Annotated in this window: 17 protein-coding genes; 10 read left to right on the top strand and 7 right to left on the bottom strand. The window is 64.8% G+C overall.

Translation table 11 applies throughout. The features are described from left to right. Positions 1-14 precede the first annotated feature (14 nt). The 3 genes from CT3_RS10010 (at position 15) to CT3_RS10000 (ending at position 4,109) form a co-directional block, all read left to right on the top strand. Positions 15-1,727, top strand: a complete 1,713-nt coding sequence (locus tag CT3_RS10010) for a hypothetical protein (protein ID WP_066534297.1) — start codon at positions 15-17, stop codon at positions 1,725-1,727. A 211-nt stretch (positions 1,728-1,938) separates the two neighbouring features. Beyond that, positions 1,939-2,547, top strand: a complete 609-nt coding sequence (locus CT3_RS10005; RefSeq protein WP_066534298.1) for a hypothetical protein — start codon at positions 1,939-1,941, stop codon at positions 2,545-2,547. Positions 2,548-2,558: 11 nt separating this feature from the next. Continuing rightward, positions 2,559-4,109 carry an AAA family ATPase gene (locus CT3_RS10000; RefSeq protein ID WP_066534300.1) on the top strand — a complete coding sequence of 517 codons (1,551 nt, stop codon included), beginning with the start codon at positions 2,559-2,561 and terminating at the stop codon, positions 4,107-4,109. Between the two features lie 92 nt (positions 4,110-4,201). Here CT3_RS10000 and CT3_RS09995 read toward each other — a convergent pair whose 3' ends face one another. The 7 genes from CT3_RS09995 to CT3_RS09965 form a co-directional block, all read right to left on the bottom strand. After that, positions 4,202-5,260, bottom strand: coding sequence for a patatin-like phospholipase family protein (locus tag CT3_RS09995; protein WP_066534302.1), 1,059 nt, complete (start codon positions 5,258-5,260; stop codon positions 4,202-4,204). Further along, positions 5,260-7,383 carry an NAD-dependent DNA ligase LigA gene (gene ligA / locus CT3_RS09990; protein WP_066534303.1) on the bottom strand — a complete coding sequence of 708 codons (2,124 nt, stop codon included), beginning with the start codon at positions 7,381-7,383 and terminating at the stop codon, positions 5,260-5,262. Before ligA ends, CT3_RS09995 begins: the two co-directional genes overlap by 1 nt. Before the next feature lie 232 nt (positions 7,384-7,615). Next, positions 7,616-8,848 (bottom strand): cell division protein ZipA C-terminal FtsZ-binding domain-containing protein, encoded by a 1,233-nt coding sequence (locus tag CT3_RS09985; RefSeq protein ID WP_066534305.1) that lies wholly within the window; start codon positions 8,846-8,848, stop codon positions 7,616-7,618. A gap of 19 nt (positions 8,849-8,867) precedes the next feature. Continuing rightward, entirely contained in the window at positions 8,868-12,392 is a 3,525-nt protein-coding gene (gene smc / locus CT3_RS09980) for a chromosome segregation protein SMC (protein ID WP_066534308.1), read from the bottom strand. Positions 12,393-12,710: 318 nt separating this feature from the next. Continuing rightward, on the bottom strand, positions 12,711-13,034 hold the full coding sequence (locus CT3_RS09975) for a YnfA family protein (RefSeq protein WP_066534310.1): 324 nt from the start codon (positions 13,032-13,034) through the stop codon (positions 12,711-12,713). 223 nt (positions 13,035-13,257) lie between these two features. Next, positions 13,258-16,431, bottom strand: coding sequence for a bifunctional diguanylate cyclase/phosphodiesterase (locus CT3_RS09970; protein WP_127446203.1), 3,174 nt, complete (start codon positions 16,429-16,431; stop codon positions 13,258-13,260). A 217-nt stretch (positions 16,432-16,648) separates the two neighbouring features. Further along, positions 16,649-17,542, bottom strand: coding sequence for a LysR family transcriptional regulator (locus tag CT3_RS09965; RefSeq protein WP_066534315.1), 894 nt, complete (start codon positions 17,540-17,542; stop codon positions 16,649-16,651). Positions 17,543-17,751: 209 nt separating this feature from the next. On the opposite strand from CT3_RS09965, the gene CT3_RS09960 reads away from it, so the two are divergent. The 7 genes from CT3_RS09960 (at position 17,752) to CT3_RS09930 (ending at position 24,572) form a co-directional block, all read left to right on the top strand. Then, positions 17,752-19,275: a CoA-acylating methylmalonate-semialdehyde dehydrogenase gene (locus tag CT3_RS09960; protein WP_066534316.1), complete on the top strand. Its 1,524-nt coding sequence runs from the start codon at positions 17,752-17,754 to the stop codon at positions 19,273-19,275. An 89-nt stretch (positions 19,276-19,364) separates the two neighbouring features. Next, positions 19,365-19,805: a lysozyme inhibitor LprI family protein gene (locus CT3_RS09955; RefSeq protein ID WP_066534317.1), complete on the top strand. Its 441-nt coding sequence runs from the start codon at positions 19,365-19,367 to the stop codon at positions 19,803-19,805. A 91-nt stretch (positions 19,806-19,896) separates the two neighbouring features. After that, positions 19,897-21,063: an acyl-CoA dehydrogenase family protein gene (locus CT3_RS09950; protein WP_066535954.1), complete on the top strand. Its 1,167-nt coding sequence runs from the start codon at positions 19,897-19,899 to the stop codon at positions 21,061-21,063. Between the two features lie 72 nt (positions 21,064-21,135). Continuing rightward, positions 21,136-21,678 (top strand): TfoX/Sxy family protein, encoded by a 543-nt coding sequence (locus tag CT3_RS09945; protein ID WP_066534319.1) that lies wholly within the window; start codon positions 21,136-21,138, stop codon positions 21,676-21,678. A gap of 71 nt (positions 21,679-21,749) precedes the next feature. Continuing rightward, entirely contained in the window at positions 21,750-22,151 is a 402-nt protein-coding gene (locus CT3_RS09940; protein ID WP_066534320.1) for a DUF488 domain-containing protein, read from the top strand. Between the two features lie 128 nt (positions 22,152-22,279). Continuing rightward, entirely contained in the window at positions 22,280-23,173 is an 894-nt protein-coding gene (gene mmsB / locus CT3_RS09935; RefSeq protein WP_066534322.1) for a 3-hydroxyisobutyrate dehydrogenase, read from the top strand. Between the two features lie 280 nt (positions 23,174-23,453). Continuing rightward, positions 23,454-24,572 carry a saccharopine dehydrogenase family protein gene (locus CT3_RS09930; RefSeq protein ID WP_066534323.1) on the top strand — a complete coding sequence of 373 codons (1,119 nt, stop codon included), beginning with the start codon at positions 23,454-23,456 and terminating at the stop codon, positions 24,570-24,572. Positions 24,573-24,582 lie beyond the last annotated feature (10 nt).

Genomic DNA, 24,582 nt, shown 5'->3' with positions numbered 1-24,582 from the left:
CTCCTGCTTGCCCTATGAGTTCTGAACGCATCATCCAGGTTGCAGACCTGTCCTTGATTCTCGGGTCGCTTCGCTCCCTGCAAAGCGATATCGGCACCGTCTCCAACCAGGTGGACAACGTCGGCCACGACCTGTCGCAGACCCGTGCCGAACTGTCGCGCCTGGAGCAGGCTTTCGCGGACTTCGTCGAAGCCGACCTCAAGGCCAAGGAACTGTCGCTGGCCGAAACCCGCCAGGTGAAGATCCGCCAGGAAATCGAAAACACCTTCGGGCAGAACGCCGTGGTGCGCCGCCAGGCCACCGGCATCCTGCAAGCCTCCGACATTCAGTTGGTGCGCCAGAAAACCATCCGGGGTGCGACGGAAGAGCTGATGCTCTCCACCCCCCGCTACTGGCTGGCACCGGCCCTGGTGGCCTTGGCCGCCTGGCTGGGAGACAATCGCGACCTGGCCCAGCGTGCACTGGCCGAAGCGGTGCGCCGTGACGACGAAAAGACCTCGCTGTTCTTTGCCCTGATCTCCCGCCGTGCCGGCCGCAGCGAAGCCAACCGGACCTGGCTGGACCGCTACTTCGGACTCCAGAATCCACACCAGCTCGACCGCCAGACCGTGGTGATGGTCGACGCCATGGCCAATGGTGTCTTCAACGCCGACACCACACAGCTGTGCTCCAAGCGCATCACCGCCTGGATCGAAGAACTGTCGCAGCAGGCGGGATTTGCCGAGGCGCAGCGCAGCCAGTGGAGCGACGCCTTGCGCTCCAAGACCCCCCATGCAGACCATGCGGACGACTATCCCCATCTGTCGCGCTTCAGTCCTACCTGGGGTGCGCTGGGCACGTCGCTCAACGAAGCCTCCATGCAATCGGCGGTGCTGCAGCATTTCGAACAGGTCTTCCAAGGGGAGATCAAGCCTGCCAGCAGCGTGCTGGTGGCAGTGGACGACCTGCTGACCAAGCTGGTCACCCGCTTTGACGATGAGGAGCTTCCACTGCGCCGCCAGGAAGAGCTGTGCCGGCTGATCATTGAGGAAAGCGGCGACAAGCGTGCCGCCCAGAGCCGCTACGACCTGCAAAGCAAAACGCTGGACACGCAGGTGGACTTCACCCAGTTGCTGACCAATGCAGCTATGCACCCCGAAACCTCGCATGTCACGCGGGCCACGCAACGCTTTGCGATTGCACACTCGCGCGACTGGATTCTGGATGCCCACAGCGATGTCACGGCCAAGGCGCGGCAGAGAGTGCCACAACGCATTGAGCTGCAGCTTGAAGACTGGAGCGGCCAGACCAGTGCCGGAGAAAACGAGGCCGAGCTGCTGGCCAGCCTGGCCTCGCATCTGGACCAACGCGAAGCCGAGGCGCTGGCAGGCGCCAAGCTGGGACTCAAGCACTGGGGCGCCGTTGCCATCGGTGCCGTTCTGGTACTGATGAGCGTGTCCTACGGCATGGTCTCGCTGGTGCTGGGGTTGGCAGCACTGGGCTGGGCTTATCTGGGCCACCGCACCGTGCAGAAGCTGCGCATCAAGATCCGTGAGGATTTCGCGCGCCTGAAAACCCAGTCGGCGCAGGCACTGCGCGCTTGCATGGCAGAGACTGTGGAGCTGCGCCGCGACCTGGCACAGCGCGATGGCGTTTCTGCGAATGTGACAGCCCTGCTGGAAAGCATCAGCCCCGCGCAGCACCTGCTGTCCGGTCACGACAACGTGCGCCGCGTCATGGCCGCCTAATCACACCAGGATTCCCTATGCCCCGAGACCTTTTGTCCACCGTGACACCCGATGTGCCAAACGCCTCCAGTGCTCCCCGCGCGGCCCCTTCCACACACCCAGCGCCCGCACCGCAGCCCGTCGAACCACAAACCGATCGCGACGCACTGGCGGGAGCGCTGCCTGACTGGGATCTCCTGCCAGGCTCGCCCTTTGTGCGCCGCATCAAGTGATGCGGGGCTGGTTCTCCCGCCCTGCTGATACGGCATCGTCTGCGGCAGAACCGGCTGCGGGCGATGCCCCGCAGTCCTATGCCCAATGGAGCCAGTGCCTGGATGCCCTGGCGAAAGAGGACAACGATGCAGCCTGCCTGCAGCAGCTCGAGAATGGCCAGTTGGAATGGACTGCGGGGGTGGCGCCCATGCTGGGCAAACGCATCAGCGAAGAAGTCCAGCGCCGGCTGCAACGCTGCTCCGACCGGTTGGCACGTGATCTGCGAATGGGGGCGCAGGAAACCCTGATCGTGCGTGCCGTGCTCCAGGGGCGCGTGCAACTGTGTTTTGTGCACCGGCTGTGCCAGCTGCCGGTACTGCCCGCGGCCACCCAACAGCACCTGCAAAGCGAAATTCTCAGATTTGCCGAGCGCGCACAGAAATCGCTAGAAGACACGGCCAAGGCCGACCGCAGCGGACAACTGGCCACCCTGTTGCGCAACAACCCGTTGACGGGCTACGACCGCACGCCAGCGTCCTCCGGCCCCCTTCATAACGCGCCGCTGACAGCAGCCACCCTGTCCCCGGCCACAGCGGCTGCACCCCGCAGGCGCAATATCCTGAACTGACCACTGTTTCCATGAGTGACACCGCTGAATTCAAAGCCACGCTGACGCGTTATCTCAAGGCGCGCATTCCCTTCATCTCCATTCGCAGCGCCGAGCGCAGCCGGGTCCTGGAATTGCTGCGCGACGTAGGCTCCGCACTGCAGGCACCGGTCTATGTGCACACGCTGTCGCAAGGTACGCGCGAGCTCGGCAGCAACCGCTCCGTCAACGATGACCGTTCCGTGACGGGTGCCGTGGACTTCGCCAGCCAGCAGTTCGCCCAACGCCAGAATCTCACCGTGATCCTGACCGAGGTCTCGGACATTGAAGACGACACGCCCGCGGCGCGTCACCTGCTGGATGTCGTGATGCTGGCGGCCGAGAACAGTGGCTCGGTCATCGTGATCACCACCAAACCGGTCTGGGGCCAGTTGCAGCGTGCGGGCATGTCGCTGGTGCTCTCCGCCCCCACCGAAGATGAGATGCTCGGCATCATTCGTGACAACCTCAACGCCTACCGCGAGCATTTCCCCATTGAGTGGGATGACGCCGACGAGCGCCGTGCCGCTGCCGCACTCGCAGGCGTGTCGCGCATCGAAGCGGAGAACATCGTTGCGACCTTGCTGGCCAATGGCCGCATCACCAAGGCAGACATGGTCGAGGTGATGCATGCCAAGGACCGCATCTTTGCCGACATCTCCGGCATCGAGCGTGTCAATGTGCGCAGCAGCAGCCTGAACGTGGGGGGATTGGGAGGCCTGAAAGCCTGGCTGGACAAGGAGCAGCCCCTGCTCACCGCAGATCTGCGTGAGCGCGGCATCCGCCCTCCCCGCGGCGTGCTGCTGGTGGGTGTTCCCGGCTGTGGCAAATCACTGTCTGCCAAAGCGATTGCAGCCAACTGGGGGCTGCCGCTGTACCGCCTGGACCTGTCTACCATCCATGGTCAGTACCTGGGACAAAGTGAAAGCCGCCTGAAGGATGCACTGAGCACCGCCGACCATGTGGCCCCCTGCGTGCTGTGGATCGACGAAATTGAAAAAGGTCTGGCAGGCGCCGGAGGCAGCGGCGATGGCGGCACCGCCACCCGCCTGGTCGGTCAATTCCTATACTGGCTGCAAGAATCCCTGGCCCGCGTCTTTGTCGTTGCCACCGCCAACGACGTGTCCAAGCTGCCACCGGAACTGCTACGCCGTGGCCGGTTTGACGAGCTGTTCTTTGTCGATTTGCCCACCCCGGCAGAGCGCCGCGAAATCATCGCCATCTATACCCAGCGCGGTCTGCGGCAGGAGGTTCCGGCTGCGCTGCTGGACGAAATGGTGGAACTGTCCGACGGCTTTGCCGGTTCCGATCTGGAGTCGGCCGTGCGCGAAGTGGTCAAGGAAGCCTACCTGCGCGGTGACGAGGTCGTGACGGCGGAGCTTTTCCGCCGCAGCTTCACCAATCTGGTGCCCTTGTCCAAGACCGCACCGGAGCAGATCGAAAGCATCCGGGCCTGGGGACGGGAGCGCGCCGTTCCGGCATCGGGCCAGCCCATCGGTGCGGCCACGCAGCAAGTCCGCGCCCGTCGCCAGGTTCTGGCCTGATGCACCGCCAGCGCACCCACGCGGTGCGCGCTGCCCTGCTGGGGCCCAACCTTCGGCTCAGGACAGTGCCCTAGACGCCCTGCTCATGCCTTTTATTGCCGCAGCCAGTGGGCCAAGCCCGGCAGCGCGGCCTGCGTTGCGGCATAGCCGGCATCCATCGCCTCCTTGGCGCGGTGAAAGTCCAGCAGACCCAGATGCGCCAGACGCGGGGCAATCACCAGCTCGGGCGGGTCACCGGCCATGCGGCTGCGCGTGATGCGCATCTGCATGATGTTGACGCTGGTCATCACCACATCCAGCACCGACGGAATGCGCATGCCATCCACCAGCGGGCTGTTGGCGGCGGCCGGCGGCGCACCCACGCCAGGGATCCAGGAGGTCAGCCGCCGGGACCAGGGCTTGCCAGGGGGCGGCACGGCAGCACCTGCTTCCTCCACCGCTGTGCCACCGGCTGGTGGCACAGGGTAAGGCGGCGTCCTGTTCAACATGTCACCCTCCTCCTCGTCACCATCCTCTGCCTGCTGGTGGCGTGGTGATGGAATCGGTGGCGGCGCCTCCTGCACCGCCAGCGGCTGCATGTGGCGTTGCATCAGGTCAACATTCAGATCCACGGCGATCACAATGTCCGCACCCATGGCCCGCGCCAGCGAAGCCGGCACCGGATTGACCAGACCACCGTCCACCAGCAAGCGCCCTTCGCGCAGCACTGGTGTGAACAGACCGGGCAGGGCGATCGAGGCACGCACCGCATCGGCGATCGAGCCCTGGCGCATCCACACCTCGGCACCCGAATGCAGGTCGGTGGCCACGGCCCCGAACGGAATGGGAGAGTTCTCGATATCGAAATCGGCGAAATTGCGGCGCCAGAAGCTGATCAGCTTCTCCCCCTTGAGCATGCCTCCGGCCAGATTGAAGTCCATGAAGCCAAACACATCGCGCATGCCCAGGCCCTGCACCCAGTCGGCAAAGCGCTCCAGTTCGCCACCGGCATAGGCGGCACCCACCAGCGCACCGATGGAGCTGCCGCAGACCACATCGGGCTGTATGCCCGCATCCCGAAGCGCCCGCAGCACGCCAATGTGCGACCAGCCACGGGCCGAGCCGCTGCCCAGCGCCAGGCCCAGTTTGGGGGTACGCCGGCTCAGTGCCATCAGGCGCCTCCGTCCACGTTGCCGCCTTGCAGCAAGGCCAGCATGCCCGCCTCGTCCAGCACCTTCACACCCAGTTCCTCGGCCTTGGCCAGCTTGCTGCCGGCGTCTGCCCCGGCCACCACATAGCTGGTCTTCTTGCTGACCGAGCCGGCCACCTTGGCGCCAGCGGCTTCCAGCATGTCCTTGGCAGCATCGCGCGTCAGCGTGGGCAGGGTGCCAGTCAGCACCACCGTCATGCCAGCCAGGATCTGGGCCGGCTTTTCGGCCGGTGCGCCCTCTTCCCAGTGCACCCCGCAGGCACGCAGCTGCTCCACCACCTCACGGTTGTGGGGCTGCGCAAAAAAGGTGTGGATGCTGTCCGCCACGATGGGACCCACGTCACGCACTTCCAGCAGTTGTTCCACGCTGGCGTCCATGATGGCGTCCAGCAGGCCGAAGTGCCGCGCCAGATCCTTGGCCGTGGCCTCCCCCACATTGCGGATGCCCAGCCCGAACAGAAAACGCGGCAGCGTGGTGGACTTGGACTTCTCCAGCGCATCTAGCACGTTCTGCGCCGACTTTTCGGCCATGCGGTCCAGTGCCACCAGCGATGTCAAACCCAGCTTGTACAGATCGGGCAGCGTGCGCACCACATTGCCATCCACCAGCTGGTCCACCAGCTTGTCGCCCAGACCTTCAATGTCCATGGCACGGCGGGCGGCAAAATGCAGCAGCGCTTCCTTGCGCTGGGCAGCACAGAACAGCCCGCCGGTGCAGCGGTGGTTGGCCTCGCCTTTTTCGCGCACCACGGCACTGCCGCAGATAGGGCACGCAGCGGGCATGCGGAAATTGGGCACATAGGCGGCCCGCGTACCGGGCACCCTGCCGACGACCTCGGGAATCACGTCCCCCGCGCGGCGCACGATCACCGTGTCCCCCACGCGCACGCCTTTCTTGCGCGTCTCGAACAGGTTGTGCAAGGTGGCATTGGTCACCACCACCCCACCGACCGCCACCGGCGCCAGACGCGCCACAGGGGTGAGCTTGCCGGTACGCCCCACCTGCACATCGATGCCTTCCATCACGGTGGGCATCTCTTCCGCCGGGTATTTGTGGGCCACGGCCCAGCGCGGCTCGCGCGTGACAAAGCCCAACTGGCGCTGCAGGGCCAGACTGTTGACCTTGTAGACCACACCATCGATCTCGTACGGCAGCGTGGCGCGCTCGGCCCCCATGCGGGCATGAAACGCCACCAGTTCGGCAGCACCATGGGCGATCTGCACCTGCGGCGCCACCGGGAATCCCCAGGCCTTGAGCTGCTGCAGCAGGGCGTAATGGGTGCCAAACTGTGGCCCCCCTTCCGCCACCGGCGTGACATCCCCCATGCCGTAGGCAAAAAAGGACAGCGGGCGCTGGGCGGCGATATTGCTGTCAAGCTGGCGCACGGCACCGGCCGCGGCGTTGCGCGGGTTGGCAAACAGCTTGGCACCTGCGGCCTCCTGGCGGGCATTGAGCTTTTCCAGGTCGGCGCGGCGCATATACACCTCGCCGCGCACTTCCAGTACCGGCGGTACGCCGCCCACACCTGTCGGCAAGGTCAACGGAATCTGGCGGATGGTGCGGATGTTGTGCGTCACCTCCTCGCCCACCTCGCCGTCCCCGCGCGTGACGGCATGGACCAGGCGGCCCTGCTCGTAGCGCAGGCTCATGGCCAGGCCGTCGAACTTGGGCTCGCACACATATTCCACCGCCGGCGCGCTGTCGTCCAGCTCCAGTTCGCGGCGAATGCGGGCATCAAAGGCTTCGGCGCCTGTGGCTTCGGTATCGGTCTCGGTGCGGATGGACAGCATGGGCACCACGTGGCGCACCGGCGTCAAGCCGTCGAGCACGGCACCGATCACGCGCTGCGTGGGGGAATCCGGGGTGATGAGCTGCGGATACGCCCCTTCCAGGCCCTGCAGCTGCTGGAACACGCGGTCGTACTCGCCATCGGGCACGGTGGGTGCATCCTGCACATAGTATTCATGCGCCCACTGCTGCAACTGGGCACGCAGCGCCTGCACCTTGGCCACCACCGCATTGGGAGCCGGCGTAGCGCTTGCACTGGGCGTTTCACCCGAAAAAAGGTCAAAATTTTCGGTCATCAGACTTCAATGGTTCAATACGCTGCGCGCGTCAGGCATGCGGGCTCCCCCATCCTCGCCCGAAAGAGCGGTGGCGTAAAGCCCAGGCCAGACCTGCGCAAGCAACGCAGCCTCGTCAGAGGCAGGGATGCACGCAAGGGCCGCCCAGCAACGGCGCGGCCGTTTCGTCCCACATCGCCACGCGGCGCAATCGCGTTGAGCAGGCCGCGTCGGGCGACTCTGGGGAAGTGCCTTAATTAAACAAACGGCGTGCCAGCATGGAGCCGGCCGACAGTTCGCGCTGGTCCAACTGGTCGTACAACAGTTCCAGATCGCCGGCAATGGGCTCCAGCACCTGGGGGTGCAGCGGCTGGCCGTTCTGGTCGCACAGCACGCCATCCATGGCCTCGCACAGTGCCTGCGCCACTTCGCGCAGCTTGGCAAACGGTTGCTCGGTGCGCGGCACCTGGGGGACGTCCAGACTCAGCATCACCTCATGGAAGGCAGTGCGGTCCAAATCGGCGGCCTGGGCGGCCTGGGCATCGAACGCCAGCACCAGCAGCGGGTAATTGCCGGGCACCGGCGACGGCAGCATCATGCGGCCCGGCATATTGGTCATCACAAAGCCCAGCTGACCGGCATGCTGGCGCACATAGCCCGGGCTCCAGGCAGCGGTACGTGCGCGCAGCATGAAGCTCAGTTGCGCATCGTGCTCGCTGGCGAACTGATCCAGCTCGCGCGCCCGGCCCACCTCGTGCAGCATGTCGGGCAGCTCCAGCGCGCCGTTCAGGGCATCGGCAAAGGTCTGGGCCTTGGCGGCAAATTCGGAGAACTCGATCTCGTTGAGTGCACCGGTGCGGTTGGCCAGTTGCACGCCCGCCTGGAAGGCGTTGTAGCGCTGGCCGGCACGCACGCTTTCCCAGTCGCGCGTGGCTTCGTTGAAGCCTTCGATACGGAAAGGCTTGCTGCCCGCCCGGCGCGTGGTGGGCTGCACCTGCAGTGCCGCCTCGCCGGAGACGCTTTGCTCCATCTGGATGGGCGCGATGGCATCGATCAGGCCATCAAGCGCCAGCTTGCGTTCGGCCGGCAATGGCTGGTGCACCGGCGCCGCAGCTGCAGTCTGTGTCGGAGATGGCTCCTCCACCCCTGCACCATGGGCCACCGGGGCCACGGCCTTGTCCGGCTGCGGCGCAGCGATGGGGGCCTCGAACTCCGGCTTGTCCGGCATGGCATCCAGCAGCGGATCGTGCAGCGGAGTGCTCAGCGGCTGGGTGGCGGCCGGGCGCATATGGGGGGGCAGATCCGTCACATCCACACCGTCCAGCGCAGGCTCGAAGCGGGCCGCATCTTCGGCGCCCTGGCGGGCTTGTTCGTCCCGGTCCGCACGTTTGGGGGCGTGACGGCGGGTGTTCCATGCGTTGTAGGCCACGATCAGGCCGAGCAGGACAACGCCCACGACGGCCAGACTGATTTGCAGGGTGCTCATGAATGGGTCTGTTTCGTTTTCAAGCCTCGGCCATGGACAGCGCGGACTCCATGTCCACGGCCACGATGCGGGAGACACCTTGCTCCTGCATGGTCACGCCGATCAGCTGTTGCGCCATTTCCATGGCGATCTTGTTGTGACTGATGAACAGGAACTGGGTGCCCTTGCTCATGCTGGCCACCAGTTTGGCATAGCGCTCAGTATTCGCATCGTCCAGGGGGGCATCCACCTCGTCGAGCAAACAGAACGGCGCCGGGTTCAACTGGAAGATGGCGAACACCAGCGCAATCGCGGTGAGCGCCTTCTCACCGCCCGACAACAGGTGGATGGTCTGGTTCTTCTTGCCTGGTGGCTGGGCCATGACCTGCACGCCCGAATCCAGGATTTCGTCGCCGGTGATGATCAGCTTGGCATTGCCACCGCCGAACAGCTCCGGAAACATCCGGCCGAAGTGGCGGTTCACCGTGTCGAACGTGCCCGACAGCAGCTCGCGCGTTTCGCCATCGATCTTCTTGATCGCGTCTTCCAGCGTCGTCATGGCACGGGTCAGGTCGTCCATCTGCGCATCCAGGAAGGTCTTGCGCTCCCGGGCGATCTGCAGCTCTTCCAGTGCGGCCAGATTGACGGCCCCCAGGGCGGCAATCTCGCGGTGCAGGCGGTCGATATCGCCTTGCAGGCCATGCAGGCGCACATTGCCTTCCGCAATGGACTGGGCCACGGCAGCCAGATCGGCATTGGCCTCGGTCAACAGGCCTTCGAACTGCTCCACACCCAGGCGCGCGGCCTGCTCCTTGAGCTGGAATTCCGTGATGCGCTGGCGCAGCGGATCCATGCTGCGCTCCAGCTGGGTGCGGCGCTCGTCGCTGGCTCGCAGCTTGTTGGTCAGGTCGTCGTATTCGCTGCGGCAGGCAGCCAGGGCCTGCTCGCGCTCCATCTTCAGATTCAATGCATCCTGCAGACCGCCTTGGGCTGCCGCATCGTTCAATCGCCCTTGTTCGGCCACGGCACGCTCACGCTCCTCGGCCAGGGCCTTGCTTTGCTGCATTGCCGTTTCCATGGTGCGCTGCAACTCGCCCTTGCGCGCTTCCACGCTGCGCTGGCTGAAGGTGGCTTCCTGCGCACGGCGTTCCAGCGTGCGCTGCTGCTCGCGGCATTCGGCCACTTTGCGTTCGCACTCGATCACGCGTTCGTCCAGCTGGGCATGGCGCTCCTGGCTGTCGGCCAGTTGCATGTCCAGCTCTTCAAACCGGGCCTCGGCCGCCACGGCGCGCTCCTGCAATTCTTCGAGCTGGGCCGCCACTTCCCCCAGGTCCGCGTCCAGCTGGGCTGTGCGGGCGCGCGCCTGCTCGGCCAGCTGGCTCAGTCGCAGCGATTCCACCTGCAACTCGTGCGCGCTTTGCTTGGCCTCCGAGGCTTCGCGCCGTGCCGTCACCAGGCGCTGCGACGCATCGGCATACGCGCTTTCTGCGCGGGCCAGGGCCATGCGGGATTCTTCGTGGATCAGTGTCTGCGCGCGGAGCTCTTTTTCCAGATGCTCAATTTCCTGCGCCCGGGCCAGCAGACCGGATTGCTCGGAATCCTGGGCGTAAAAACTCACACTGTGTGCCGTCACGGCGTGGCCGGTGGGCACGTAAATGGTTTCACCGGGCTGCAGGCTGGCGCGACAGGTCAGCGCCTCGTCCAGCGTGGGGGCGGTGTAGCAATCGGTCAACCAATCGACCAGCACGGCCTGCAGACCGGCATCGCTGATGCGCAGCAGGTCCGACAGGCGGTTGGCGCCTTGTCCGTTCTGCGCAGCGGTATCCGATGGTTTGTTGTAGAAGGCCAGCCGGGCGGGCGGCGCATCGTGCCCGCCGGCGCCCAGAAAGCCGCGCACCATGTCCAGGCGCCCCACTTCCAGTGCGCCCATGCGTTCACGCAGAGCCGCTTCCAGGGCGTTTTCCCAGCCGGGCTCCACATGCAGGCGGCTCCACAACCCCTGCAGGCTGTCCAGCCCGTGCTTGGCCAACCAGGGCTGGAGCTTGCCATCGGTCTTGACCTTTTCCTGCAACGCCTTGAGGGCCTCCATGCGCGCAGCCAGATCGGCCTGGCGGGCGCCTTCCTGGTTCAGCGCCTGTTGGCGCTGGCGGCGCTCATCGTCGAGCTGAGGCACGCTGTCCTGCAGCTCCACCAGCGCCGCTTCGGCCATTTCGGCCAGCTCGGCCGCTTCTTCATACTGCTGGCGAAGGTTGGTGACGCGGGTTTCGTCCGGTGCAGCCAGCGCATTGCGGTCGGCACGCAGGCGTTCGTGCCGGGTCTCCAGCTGGCGAGACTGTTCGCTGGTGCTGCGCTGCTCGGCAGCCAGCACCTGGATTTGCTGCTGTACCTGGGTGACCAGCTGGCGTTGCTCGTTGGCCTTGGTCTGGGCAGTGCGGTGCGCATCCTCCAGATCGGGCAGCTGCATCGATTGCTCTTCGAGCTGGGCTGCCAGCATCTCGGCCTGCTCTTCGGCATCCATGCCCTGGCCGGCCAAGGTTTCCAGTTCGATCTCGGCCTCTTCGCGGCGCGTGCCCCAGGCGGCAATCTGCTCGCCCAGCTGCTGCAGGCGCTGCTCCACGCGCTGGCGGCCTTCCACCACATAGCGGATCTCGGCTTCCAGCCGCCCCACTTCCGCCGTGGCTTCGTACAGCTTACCCTGGGCCTGGTTGACGGTGTCGCCGGCCGCATAGTGGGCCTGGCGGATGGTCTCCAGATCGGCCTCGATGTTGCGCAGCTCGGCCATGCGCGATTCCACCTCGTTGACTGCTTCCAGCCCTTCGGTACGGATCTTGGCCATGTCGGCCTCGGCGTCGGCACGCTTGAGGAACCACAGCTGCTGCTGCTTGAGCGTCACGCTGCCTTGCAGCGCGTTGTACTGGGCGGCCACTTCGGCCTGCTTTTCCAGTTTTTCGAGGTTGGCGTTCAGCTCGCGCAGAATGTCTTCCACGCGGGTCAGGTTCTCGCGCGTGTCGGACAGGCGGTTTTCGGTCTCGCGACGGCGCTCCTTGTACTTGGACACGCCCGCCGCTTCTTCCAGAAACAGGCGCAGCTCTTCGGGGCGGGATTCAATGATCCGGCTGATGGTGCCCTGGCCAATGATGGCGTAGGCGCGCGGGCCCAGACCGGTGCCCAGGAACACGTCCTGCACGTCACGGCGACGCACCGGCTGGTTGTTGATGAAATAGCTGCTGTTGCCGTCACGCGTGAGCACACGCTTGACGGCGATTTCGGTGTACTGTCCCCACTGACCGCCAGCACGGTGGTCGGCGTTGTCGAACACCAGCTCCACGCTGGAGCGGCTGGCCGGCTTGCGGTGGGTGGTGCCGTTGAAGATCACATCCTGCATGGACTCGCCACGCAGCTCACTGGCCTTGGACTCCCCCAGCACCCAGCGCACCGCATCCATGATGTTGGACTTGCCGCAGCCGTTCGGCCCCACCACGCCCACCAGTTGCCCAGGCAGCAGAAAGTTGGTAGGTTCGGCAAAGGATTTGAAGCCAGCAAGCTTGATGGAATTAAGGCGCACGGGTCAGATCAGCGGCAGAGAAATGGTATGGGAGAGTACGAAGCGGAAACAGGCCCGCATGATACCGCGCTTGGCTGCAGGCCAACGGTATGGGCAACGCCAGCAGACTTCATGCCAAATTGGCGTTTCACCTTTTTCAATAAAAGGTAAGCAGCTATGAATTCAGAAGCAACGCCACTGCACGTTGGGCGGGACTTTTCTGCGTCCATGCCTGGTCGCCGCGCGCCGCATCGCGCTCCCCTGGCAAGGATCCGCCCTGCACGCGGCCATGCATCGACCGCCAAGGACAGGCACGCAGTGTGCAAGAAGGATTGCTGATCAGGCGCTGCGCGGCCCAAAGGCAATGATGGTCATGCCGCCCAGGCAGACCAGACCACCCACCACATCCCAGGCGCTGGGCCGCACACCGTCCACGGCCCACAGCCACAGCAGTGCTGCCGTCACATACACCCCGCCGTAGGCGGCGTACACCCGCCCGCTGGCGTCGGGATGCAAGGTGAGCAGCCAGGCGAACAGGCCCAGGCTGGCAGCCGCCGGCAACAGCAGCCAGGCGCTGCCTCCCTGGCGCAGCCACAGCCATGGCAGATAGCAGCCCACGATTTCGGCCAGGGCCGTCAGCAGGTACAGGGCAAATGTGCGCATGGGAAAGGCAGAACCGCCACGACATGGTGGCGTCCGGTGTAAAAGGAATGCACAAACCATAGCATGCAGTGCTGATGGAAAGAGCCGCTGGAACTGATTTCCCTAGGAGCACATGCAGGTGATCACACAACCGCTGCGCAGCCTGGCGGTGCAGCGCAGGCCCGGACGCAGCCAGTAGCAGGACGTCAACCACGAGTCACCGTCCCCTTTGCCAACACGCCACTCAGGCGATGGCGCTGTGCCCCACCTCGCTGAACTGGGCCACCCAGGCTTCGAACTGCGCCACCGGCACGGCCGGGCTGAACAGATAGCCCTGCCAGGCATGGCAGCCGTTGGCATCCAGAAAATCGCGCTGTGCTGCGGTTTCCACGCCTTCCGCAATCACCCGCAGCCCCAGCGAACTGGCCAGGGCGACGATGGTCTTGGCAATCGCCTGGTCGTTGGCATTGGTCAGCACTTCCCGCACAAAGCTCTGGTCGATCTTGAGCTGCTCCAGCGGCAAACGCTTCAGATACGACAGCGAGGAATAGCCGGTACCAAAGTCGTCCAGCGAGAAGGCCACGCCCAGGCCGCGCAGTTGCTCCATCTTGCGGATGGTGTCCTCCACATCGGACAGGAGCATGCCTTCGGTCAGCTCCAGCTTCAGGCGGTCAGGGCGCACGCCGTGCGAGGCCAGTGCCTGCTCCACATCCTGCACAAACTGCGGCTGCTGGAACTGCAGCGGGCTGACATTGACCGACAGCGCCAACTCCGCCAGGCCCGGGCGCTGCGCCCACTGCGCCAGCTGGCGGCAGGCCGTGTGCAGCACCCAGCGGCCCAGCTGCAGCACCATGCCGTTGTCCTCGGCCAGCGGAATGAACAGTGCAGGCGAGATGAAACCCTTGACCGGGTGCCGCCAGCGCAGCAGTGCCTCAGCACCCACCACCTGCTCGTGCATCACCTGGGGCTGGTAATACAGATCGAACTGGCTTTGCTCGATCGCGTTGCGCAGATCGGCTTCCATCTCCGCACGGGCGCGGATCGCGGACTGCATGCTGGGGTCGAAGAAGTGCAGCGCGTTGCGTCCGGCACTTTTGGCCTCGTACATCGCCAGGTCTGCCCGCTTGAGCAACTCTTCCACCGTCTCGCCCGTGCCATGGAACGTGGTGGCCCCCATGCTGACAGTGACGTGGCAAGGCGCAGTACCCAGGATGAAAGGCTCGCGCAGCGCTTCCATCATGCGGCGCCCCAGTTTTTCGGTCTGCTGGGCGGCCTGCAGCGGATCGGCCGGCAGATTCTCCAGCACCACGGCAAATTCGTCCCCGCCCTGGCGGGCCAGGGTGTAACCCGTATGCGGGCCCTGGGCCAGACAGTGCGACAGGCGCTGCGCCACCTGCAGCAGCAGCGCATCGCCCTGGTCATGGCCCTGGGTTTCATTCAGGGTCTTGAAATTGTCGATGTCCAGCAGCAGCAAGGCCCCAGCAGAGTTCTGGCGCGGACAGTGCTGGAGCGCGTCATGCACCCGCTCCAGCAACTGGCGGCGGTTGGGCAGCTGGGTCAGCATGTCGAACAACGCCAAGTTGCGGATCTTCTCTTCGGCCTGCTTGCGCTGGCTCAGGTCCATCAGCGTAAAGACAAAATCGCTCTGCACCGGGCTGCCAGACAGCTCCAGGGCCCGGATCTTGCCGTCCTTGCAATGCACGGCCAGCTCGCAGCAGGGCATCACCCCCTGCACCATGGCCTCGCGCCGGGCAGACTCCACCCAGGCCCGGCTGGTCTGGCGCTGCGATGCATCGGGTTGGATCACCTTCCACCAGTCATCCAATGTCTGCAAGTCCTGCTGTCCATAGCCGGTCAGCGCGGTGAAACGGTCGTTGATGGAGAGAATGCGCTGCTGCGCATCCACCATCAGCATGCCTACTGGCAGCGCCTGCAGCATGGCGCTGAGCCGCGCCTCGCGCTGCTCCAGTGCGGCCTGCAGCTGGCGGCGCTCGGACACGTCCTGCACCACCGAAATATGCTGACCCAGCAGCTCCTGCTGGCCATCCAACAACGGAGAAGCCGCCACCTCCACCCAGATCAGCTGTCCATCGCTGCGGCGCATGCGCTTGGACTGCAGATAGTTGGAGATCAGGCCCTGGCGCAGCTCGCTCAGCAGCCGGCGCGTGTCGTCCACATCCTCAGGCGCACTCAGCTCCAGCACATTGGTGCGCAGCAGCTCTTTTTCGCTGAAACCCAGAATCTCGCAGTAGCGCTGGTTCACCTGCAGCAGGCGCCCGGTTTCCGAGCACACCTTGCTCACCCCCATGCCGCAGTGGTGGAACAGATCGTGAAAGCGGTCCATGCTCTCCTGCAATGCCGACTGGGTGTGTTCCACCTCCTGGCGGGCCTGTTGGCGCTGGCGGGCCAGCAAGGCCACCAGCAGCGCCAGCAGGGCACTCGCGCCCAGGCCGCCGGCCCCCATCAGCCACGGGTGGGCACTCTCCACCTGGGACAGCAACGCACTGCGCGGCAGCAACTGCACCCGCCAGATACGGTCGTGCAGGGCAATGTCACGCAACACCGGGGCCAGCGTGGCGTTGGAGACCTCCCAATTGGGTGTACGGTAAATGGTGCGGCGCAGGTTTTCCCCGCCAGGCTGCTGATCGGCACGCCCCAGGTCCTCCACCGTTACCGCCACGCCATCGAGCTGCACCGCGTCCAGCGCATGCAGCAGCAGCTCGCGCGTCTGCAGACTGATGTTGACAGCCCCCTGGAACACCGGCTCACCCTGGCCTGCAGGCGTGACAAACACCGGTGCACGGATCAGCACCCCGGTGGGATCCTTGTCGTCCTGCAACAGAGTGAACGGCGCTGTCATGGACACCTTGCCCGTGGCACGCGACTGCAACAGGCTCGAGAGGCTTTCGGGCTGCAGATACACATCAAGTCCGGCCAACGCAGCGTTGCCACGCAGCGGCCAGACATAGTCGACCACGGCGTACTCCGAGCGGTCGGCCGCAAAGCGGATGCGCAGATCCTGGCGCGCCACCTGGCCATCGGCGCGCAGGCTGGCTTCAAAGTGGGCCAGTTCGGTCGGGGCCAGGATGCGGGTGAAGGTCAGTGCGCGCAGGCCGGGGTAACGGCGCGGCACATCCATCTCCACCATGGTGGCGTCGAACTCCTGACGGCTCAGATACGGCTTGACCGAAAAGCGCGCCTGCAGGCCTTTGACGATTTCGCCGTACGAGTTGACGCTGTGTTCCAGCCCCTGCACCAGGGTATCGATGCGGTGTACCGCACGCTCGTGCGCCATGGTCTGCACCGTGCGCTGCAGCATCCACGCCAGCACCAGGCTCAGCAAGCCACCACCGCATAGCACAGCCCCTGGCAACAGCCAGACCGATACCCACGTGCGCGAAGAAGGAGCAACTGCCATGAAGGGGGAGGAGAAGATCACACAGACGAATAAGACGATAGGCGGCTAAAACTGTGGACCACTTAAAAGCATAGTGCCTTTCTATGTTGTTGAACGGCGGAATTGATGACTTTTCTATCTAAAACGTCAACACTTTGAAACAGAAATGACCTGAATCAACCTAGGTGTTGTGCGGATGGGCGGTCACCCGGGTGAAAAACACCCCAACGGACCACCCTCAGCCCAGCCAGGTCTGCTTCTGCTGCACCGCCTCCTTCAAGAAACGCCACACCGTCTGGATGCGCGGCAGGCCTTTGAGCTCTTCCGGCATGCTCATCCAGAAGGTGCGGGTAAAGCAGGCTTGCTGCGGCAGCACACGGCTCAGGGTCGGGTCCCGGTCCGCCAGAAACGCGGGCAGCACCGCCAACCCGGCGCCAGCCCGTACCGCCTCGTACTGTGCGGTGATGCTGGTGGAGCGAAAGGCAAAGCGCTCCGGCCGGTACAGCTGGTCCAGCAACTGCAGCTCTTTGGAAAATAGCAGGTCGTCCACGTAATGGATGAAGCGGTGGTGGCGCAGATCCTCGCGCTGGGCCACCAGCGGGCGGCGGGCCAGGTACTCACGCTCGCCATACAGGTACAGGCGGTAGTCCGCCAGCTTGCTGACCACCACCGTCCCGCGCTTGGGCCGCTCCAGGGAAATCACGATGTCTGCCTCGCGCCGCGACAGGTGCAGCAGGCGTGGCAGCGCCAGCAAATCCACCGACAGCTGCGGCCACTGCAGCGTGAGCCTGGCCAGGGCTGGCGCCAGCAGTTGCGTGCCCAGGCCCTCGGTGGTGCCCACACGCACCAGGCCGCTGGGTGCCTCCGCATCATCCACGGCCAGTTCGGCCGCATGCTCCAGTTGGCGGGCCGCCTGGGTCATGGCTTCGATGGCCGGCAACAGCTGCCGGCCGGCTTCGGTCAGCTGGTGACCGTCTGCCCCCCGGGCAAACAGGCTTTTGCCCAGCGCTTTTTCCAGGGCCTGCACGCGCCGCGCCACCGTGGTGTGCTCCACCCCCAGGCTGCGGGCCGCGCCCGCCAGCGTGCCCGCCCGGGCCAAGGCGCCAAAGTGGCGCAGTTGCTCCCAATCCATGTCCCCTCCTAAGGCATCAACTCACACTGCCATGACCTGTGCGCCATACAGCGGATATCTCTCTCGAAAAGCCTGTGCAAAAACGCAAACCCTAAGTGCATGAATAGCACTTGTTTGCAGTATTTTGCACATCTAACATGGGATCCACCTCGGGGCTTGTCCGACATGGACGGCAGGCTTCGGCTTCACACCCATTCCAGGAGACACCCATGAACGCCCCTGACAAGTCCGCCGTGCTGGCCCCCACCGTCAAGCTACTGATCAACGGCCAGTTGGTCGAATCCAAGACCACGCAGTGGCGCAATGTGGTCAACCCCGCCACCCAGGAAGTGCTGGCCCGGGTGCCCTTCGCCACACCCGAGGAAATCAACCTGGCGGTGAGCAATGCCAAGGAAGCGTTCAAGACCTGGAAGAAGACCCCCATCGGCACGCGTGCCCGCATCTTCCTGAAGCTGCAGCAACTGATCCGCGAAAACATGAAGGAACTGGCGGCCATCCTGACCGCCGAACAGGGCAAGACCCTGCCGGATGCGGAAGGCGATGTCTTCCGTGGCCTGGAAGTGGTGGAGCACGCCGCCAACATCGGCAATCTGCAACTGGGCGAACTGGCCAACAACGTGGCCAATGGCGTCGACACCTACACACTGAACCAGCCACTGGGCGTGTGCGCCGGCATCACGCCGTTCAACTTCCCGGCCATGATTCCGCTGTGGATGTTCCCCATGGCCATTGCCACCGGCAACACCTTTGTGCTCAAGCCTTCCGAGCAAGACCCCATGGTCACCATGCGCCTGTGCGAACTGGCGCTGGAAGCCGGCGTTCCCCCTGGCGTGCTGAACGTGATCCACGGCGGTGAAGACGCGGTGAACGCCATCTGCGACCACCCCGACATCAAGGCCATCAGTTTCGTGGGTTCCACCAAGGTGGGCACCCATGTCTACAACCGCGCCAGCCTGAACGGCAAGCGCGTGCAATGCATGATGGGCGCCAAGAACCACGCCATCGTCATGCCCGATGCCAACAAGGAGCAGTCGCTCAACGCCCTGGCCGGTGCCGCTTTCGGTGCCGCAGGCCAGCGCTGCATGGCGCTGTCGGTGGTGGTGCTGGTCGGTGACGCCCAGAAATGGATCCCCGAACTGGTGGAAAAGGCCAAGACGCTCAAGGTCTCGGGCGGCACCGAAGCCGGCACCGATGTGGGCCCGGTGGTCAGCTGCGCCGCCCTGTCGCGCGTCGAAGGCCTGATCGAGCGCGGCATTGCCGATGGCGCGAAGCTAGAGCTGGACGGTCGCAAGCCCAGTGTCAAGGGCTATGAAAAAGGCAACTTCGTTGGCCCGACCGTCTTCAGCGGCGTCAAGCCCGGCATGAGCGTGTATGACCAGGAAATCTTTGGCCCCGTGCTGTGCATTGCCGAAGCGGCGGACATCGATGAAGCCATCGCTTTCATCAACGCCAACCCCAATGGCAACGGAACGGCCATCTTCACCCAGAGCGGCGCCGCTGCGCGCAAGTTCCAGGAGGAAATCGACGTGGGCCAGGTCGGCATCAACGTGCCCATCCCCGTGCCCGTGCCACTGTTCTCGTTCACCGGCAGCCGCGCCTCCAAGCTGGGCGACCTGGGCCCCTATGGCAAGCAGGTGGTGATGTTCTACACCCAGACCAAGACCGTGACCGCACGCTGGTTCGACGACAGCACGACCAGCCACGGGGTGAACACCACCATCAGCCTGAAGTAAGCCGGCAGCAGCAGAAACGATAGCAACTGCAGTCCATGGGCCGGGCATGCAAGTCCGGCTGGCCACATGGAATCTGGGATGATGCAGACATGTCTCTGCCTGCATTTCCCAGCACGGGCCAGCCGCTGCAGTCCTTCGCCAGCCTGTGTGCCGCCAGCCTGCTGACCGTTTCTGCGCTGTGCCCTGGCACTGCACGGGCCCAGGCCGGTGCGGCCTGCGACCCGCAATCCACCGCCGTTGCCAGCCTGAACGCCTGCGCCGTGCAGCACTTTCAGGAAGTGGACACGGCCCAGAACATCCTTTATGCCGACGTGATGCGCGCCCTCTCCGCCCATGAACGCCCTGCCCTGCGCCAGGACCAAGCCGCCTGGAGCCGGCAGCGCACGCGCGACTGCAAGGCCCGCCATGCGGCCGACGAAGACCGGGCCGACTGGCCGGCGCGCTACCACCGCTGCCTGACGGCTGCCACCGAAGCACGCCATACCGCGCTGAAACACTGGCTGCACCATGGCGAAAGGCCGCCGCAATGAACGGATCCAGGCAGCGCGACCAACTGCGACCCACGGACTTTTGATCCGTTGGCCACGCCCCCAGAACAACAACGAAACGGAGACACCCGCCATGGACTTTGAACTCACCGAAGACCAACGCGCCTTTGCCGACACCGCCCGAGCCTTCGCCCAAAGCGAACTGGCCCCCCATGCGGCCGAGTGGGACCGCGAAGCCACCTTCCCGCGCGAAGCCATTGCCAAGGCAGGCGAGCTGGGTTTCTGCGGTCTGTATGCGCCCGAAAATGCCGGCGGCCTGGCCCTGCCCCGGCTGGATGCCACGCTGGTGTTCGAAGAGCTGGCTGCCGTGGACCCCTCCACCACCGCCTTCATCACCATCCACAACATGGCCACCTGGATGCTAGGCACCTGGGCCACCGATGCCGTGCGCAGCGAATGGGGCGAGGCGCTTACCAGCGGACACAAACTGGCCAGCTACTGCCTGACAGAACCCGGGGCCGGTTCTGATGCCGCCTCGCTCAAGACCCGGGCCGAGCTGGTGGGCAACGAATACATCATCAATGGCAGCAAGGCCTTCATCAGCGGCGCCGGCGCCACCGACGTGCTGGTCCTGATGGCCCGCACCGGTGACGCAAGCTCCGGCGCCTCTGGCATCTCCGCCTTTGTCGTCCCCGCCCATGCCGACGGCGTGAGCTACGGCAAGAAGGAAGAAAAAATGGGCTGGAACAGCCAGCCCACCCGCGTGATCAGCTTCGACAATGTGCGCATTCCTGCCCAGAACCTGCTGGGCCGCGAGGGCGAAGGTTTCAAGATCGCGATGAAGGGGCTGGATGGCGGCCGCATCAATATCGCCACCTGCTCGGTCGGAGCCGCCCAAGGCGCCCTCACCCAGGCACAAGCCTATATGCAGGAGCGCAAGCAGTTCGGCAAACCCATTGCCAGCTTTCAGGCCCTGCAGTTCAAGCTGGCCGACATGGCGACCGAACTGGTCGCCGCACGGCAAATGGTGCGACTGGCCGCATCCAAGCTGGATGCCGGCGCGCGCGACGCATCGACCTACTGCGCCATGGCCAAGCGCTTTGCCACGGACGCCGGCTTCATGGTCTGCAACGAAGCGCTGCAACTGCACGGCGGTTACGGTTATATCCGCGAATACCCGCTGGAGCGCTTGATGCGCGATGCCCGCGTACACCAGATCCTGGAAGGCACGAACGAAATCATGCGTGTGATCATTGCCCGGCGCATGCTGGATGGCGATGCCTGCGAGGCCATCCGCTGAAGCGCTGCGCTGCAGCCTTCTGTAGCTTGCGCCTGCGCACTTTCCATACCGTAGAAGCCGTTCCCCCCTACCATGCCCGCCCGCCCCCTGTCCGACGATACGCTGCAACTGATTGACGCCGTGCGCGAGGCCCTGGCCGAGCAAGGCAGCGATGTGGAGGAAAAGCGCATGTTCGGCTGCCATGTGTTCATGGTGGACGGCAAGATGTGCCTGGGCGTGGAGCATGACGAGCTGCTGGTGCGCCTGCCCCCCATAACCCACGCCGAAGTCGCAGAGACACCGGGTGTGCGGCCACTGTCGAGCCGCGGGCTGATGGATGGCTATTTTCTGGTGGGCCCCGCCGCCTACGCCACGCGCGCCCAGTGGCAGCACTGGATTGACGCGGCCCTGGCCTTCAACCCGCTGGCCAAGGCCACCCCCAAGAAGGCCAAACCGAAAACCGCTGCGGGGAACACCGCAGAGACAAGCGGTGCCGCAGCACGCAAGCGCTCTATAAAAAAGAGCACCTCCAGAGCACCAGAAGCGATTGAGCAGCCCAAAACACCTGCAATAACCGGCAGCCGAAAAACGGTGACGCCGCGCAAGCATTCGGTGTTTGATGACGACGACATGTAAGCCGCCGCCATCCCGCCCACCGCGTTCAGCCGATCCCAGACTTTCACCCGCCAAGCCCCAGGAACCCCGCCATGCCCCTTCGCATCGTCCAACTCGGCACCCCCCGCACCCCGGGCGAAGGTCTGCGCATTGGTACCGTGCGACGCCCGCCACGGGGCGTGCCCAAGGCGGAATTTGCCAGCCGCGACTACTACGACTGCTGGTACCCCGAGCTGTCCCCCAGCGCCGACACCATGGCCCTGGGCCAGGCCGCGCAAAAGAGTGGTGATCTCAAGGCTTGGCAGCAGTTCAACAAAGCCTTCCGCAAGGAAATGGCCGAGGCCGGCGCTGACCGCACACTGCAACTGCTCGCCGCGCTGTCGCAACAGGCCAGCTTTGCCATTGGCTGCTATTGCGACGACGAAACCCGCTGCCACCGCAGCATCCTGCGCGCGCTGTTGGCCGACAAGGGCGCGGCCATCGCCGCGGACTGACCCCAGATGGCGAAAGCATTCCATCCCGCACTCCCACCCCCTCAGGCGGCAGCACGCCACCGCACGTGAGCCACCACTGAACCGACCGCCAACCTTTTCCATACCTACACACCCAAGGAGACAGCACCATGCAAATCGCATTCATCGGCCTCGGCAATATGGGCGCCCCCATGGCCATCAACCTGGTCAAGGCCGGCCACAGTGTCAAAGCCTTTGACCTGAGCCAGGACGCCATCGCCAAGGTGGTGGCGGCCGGCGGCCATGTCGCCACCAGCGCGCAGGACGCCGTGCAGGGCGCAGAGGCCATCGTCACCATGTTGCCCGCCAGCCAGCATGTGGAAGCGCTGTTCCTGGGCAACGGCAACGCCCCCGGCCTGCTGCAGCACATCGCCAAGGGCGCGCTGGTGATCGACAGTTCAACCATAGCCGCTGCCACCAGCCAGAAAGTGGCCAAGGCCGCTGAAGCAGCGGGCATTGACTTCATCGACGCCCCGGTCTCCGGCGGCACTGGCGGTGCCATTGCCGGCACCCTGACCTTCATGGTCGGCGGCAGCGACGCCCAGCTGGACCGCGCCCGCCCCCTGCTGGAAAAAATGGGCGCCAACATCTTCCACGCCGGAGCCGTGGGTGCGGGCCAGACTGCCAAGATCTGCAACAACATGCTGCTGGGCATTCTGATGGTGGGCACCAGCGAAGCCATTGCCCTGGGCGTAGCCAATGGCCTGGACCCCAAGGTCCTGAGCGAAATCATGCGCCGCAGCTCCGGCGGCAACTGGGCACTGGAGAAATACAACCCCTTTCCCGGCGTGCACGAAAACGCGCCCGCCAGCAAAGGCTATGCAGGCGGCTTTGGCACGGATCTGATGCTGAAGGACCTGGGGCTGGCCCAGGAAAACGCCATCACTACCAAATCCAGCACCCCACTGGGCGGCATGGCCCGCGCCATTTACGCCGCACACAGCATTGCGGGGCATGGAGGGGAGGACTTCTCCAGCGTGATCAAGATGCTGCAAAAGAAATGATGGCGTAGCCGTCGGCTTTGCTTGCCTGCCGATGCCACCCAATCTGCATTGGGTGGCATTTTTCGTTGTGCACCGGTGCGGCGGCACCTGTTCTCTGGCGTTCCCTTTCAAGCATCCATTCAAATTCATTCAATTAGCGGCTCTCACACCCCATTAGAAAATTTATCCCCACGACCCTGTCTGCATTTTTCGTGGCCCTCGCTACATTGGGCTGACACGCACGGCATGCGCGCCGTCACCCCACCGCCGGGATGGTGGGTGGCTTGGACAAGGAGTTGCTATGCAGTTTGCTCTGGACAAGGTGTTGATCCTCGGTGCCGGCAAGATCGGCGCCACCCTCGCCGACATGCTGGTGGAGTTGTATGGCACGCAGGTCACGCTGGCCGATATGCATCCCCCCTCGACCCATGGTGATCCTCAGCTGCATCCTCTGCAGCTGGATGTGCAGGATGATGCGGCGCTCGCTTCGGTGCTGAACCAGCACCCTCTGGTGATCAATGCCCTGCCATTTTTCTGCGCAGCACGCGTGGCCACGGCTGCAGCGCAGCGGGGCGTGCACTACTTTGATCTGACCGAGGATGTGGCGGCCACCCGCACCATCCGCGCATTGGCACCCCAGGCACGGGCAGTGCTGATGCCGCAGTGCGGGCTGGCACCGGGGCTGATCGGCATGCTGGGTGGCCATCTGGCCGGGCAGTTTGACGAGCTCTATGACCTGCAACTGCGCGTGGGCGCGATCACGCTGCACGCCCTGAATGCGCTGCGCTACCACTTCACCTGGAGCGTGGACGGCGTCATCAACGAATACTGCAACCCCTGTGACGCCATCGTGGGCGGCCAGCTCGCCAATCTGCAACCCCTGGAAGGCCTGGAAAACCTCAGCCTCGACGGGCAGGTGTTCGAGGCCTTCAACACCTCTGGCGGCCTGGGCACGCTGTGCGAAACACTGGCCGGCCGCGTGCGCAATCTGAATTACAAGACCATTCGCCACCCGGGCCACCGCGACGCCATGCACCTGCTGCTGCACGGTCTGCGCCTGATCGAGCGGCGCGATCTGCTGCGCCAGGTGCTGGATGGTGCTGTCCCCCACAGCCGCGACGACATGGTGGTGATGGCCGCCACGGCCACGGGCATGCGCAGCGGTCGGCTGGAACAGCTCACGCACAACACCCGGCTCTACGGCGCACCGCTGCGCGGGCAGCAGCGCACCGCCATCGAACTGACCACAGCCGCTGGCGCGCTGGCTGCAGTGGAATTGTGTGCCCAGGGCCTGCTGCCGCAACAAGGCTTTGTGCGACAGGAGCAATGCACGCTTTCCGCCTTGCGCAACACCCGTGTGGGGCGCTACGTTGAAGCCCTGCTGCCCGCTTCCGCGCCGCCCGGCAACACCGTCGCCTGATCACCCTGCC

This window comes from Comamonas terrigena NBRC 13299 (genome assembly GCF_006740045.1).
In the GTDB taxonomy this organism is placed as follows: Bacteria; Pseudomonadota; Gammaproteobacteria; order Burkholderiales; family Burkholderiaceae_C; genus Comamonas; species Comamonas terrigena.
Note: the sequence above shows the minus strand (reverse complement) of the source record. Positions and strands in the feature narration are given on the sequence as shown.

What these genes read in the sequence shown, in the direction of transcription:
- mmsB (WP_066534322.1), top strand. Translation starts at nt 22,280, where the DNA reads ATGCAAATCGCATTCATCGGCCTCGGCAATATGGGCGCCCCCATGGCC.
- CT3_RS10005 (WP_066534298.1), top strand. Translation starts at nt 1,939, where the DNA reads ATGCGGGGCTGGTTCTCCCGCCCTGCTGATACGGCATCGTCTGCGGCA.
- CT3_RS09965 (WP_066534315.1), bottom strand. Translation starts at nt 17,542, where the DNA reads ATGGATTGGGAGCAACTGCGCCACTTTGGCGCCTTGGCCCGGGCGGGC.
- CT3_RS09975 (WP_066534310.1), bottom strand. Translation starts at nt 13,034, where the DNA reads ATGCGCACATTTGCCCTGTACCTGCTGACGGCCCTGGCCGAAATCGTG.
- ligA (WP_066534303.1), bottom strand. Translation starts at nt 7,383, where the DNA reads ATGACCGAAAATTTTGACCTTTTTTCGGGTGAAACGCCCAGTGCAAGC.
- CT3_RS10010 (WP_066534297.1), top strand. Translation starts at nt 15, where the DNA reads ATGAGTTCTGAACGCATCATCCAGGTTGCAGACCTGTCCTTGATTCTC.
- CT3_RS09955 (WP_066534317.1), top strand. Translation starts at nt 19,365, where the DNA reads ATGTCTCTGCCTGCATTTCCCAGCACGGGCCAGCCGCTGCAGTCCTTC.
- CT3_RS09995 (WP_066534302.1), bottom strand. Translation starts at nt 5,260, where the DNA reads ATGGCACTGAGCCGGCGTACCCCCAAACTGGGCCTGGCGCTGGGCAGC.
- CT3_RS10000 (WP_066534300.1), top strand. Translation starts at nt 2,559, where the DNA reads ATGAGTGACACCGCTGAATTCAAAGCCACGCTGACGCGTTATCTCAAG.
- CT3_RS09945 (WP_066534319.1), top strand. Translation starts at nt 21,136, where the DNA reads ATGCCCGCCCGCCCCCTGTCCGACGATACGCTGCAACTGATTGACGCC.
- CT3_RS09930 (WP_066534323.1), top strand. Translation starts at nt 23,454, where the DNA reads ATGCAGTTTGCTCTGGACAAGGTGTTGATCCTCGGTGCCGGCAAGATC.
- CT3_RS09950 (WP_066535954.1), top strand. Translation starts at nt 19,897, where the DNA reads ATGGACTTTGAACTCACCGAAGACCAACGCGCCTTTGCCGACACCGCC.
- CT3_RS09970 (WP_127446203.1), bottom strand. Translation starts at nt 16,431, where the DNA reads ATGGCAGTTGCTCCTTCTTCGCGCACGTGGGTATCGGTCTGGCTGTTG.
- CT3_RS09940 (WP_066534320.1), top strand. Translation starts at nt 21,750, where the DNA reads ATGCCCCTTCGCATCGTCCAACTCGGCACCCCCCGCACCCCGGGCGAA.
- CT3_RS09960 (WP_066534316.1), top strand. Translation starts at nt 17,752, where the DNA reads ATGAACGCCCCTGACAAGTCCGCCGTGCTGGCCCCCACCGTCAAGCTA.
- CT3_RS09985 (WP_066534305.1), bottom strand. Translation starts at nt 8,848, where the DNA reads ATGAGCACCCTGCAAATCAGTCTGGCCGTCGTGGGCGTTGTCCTGCTC.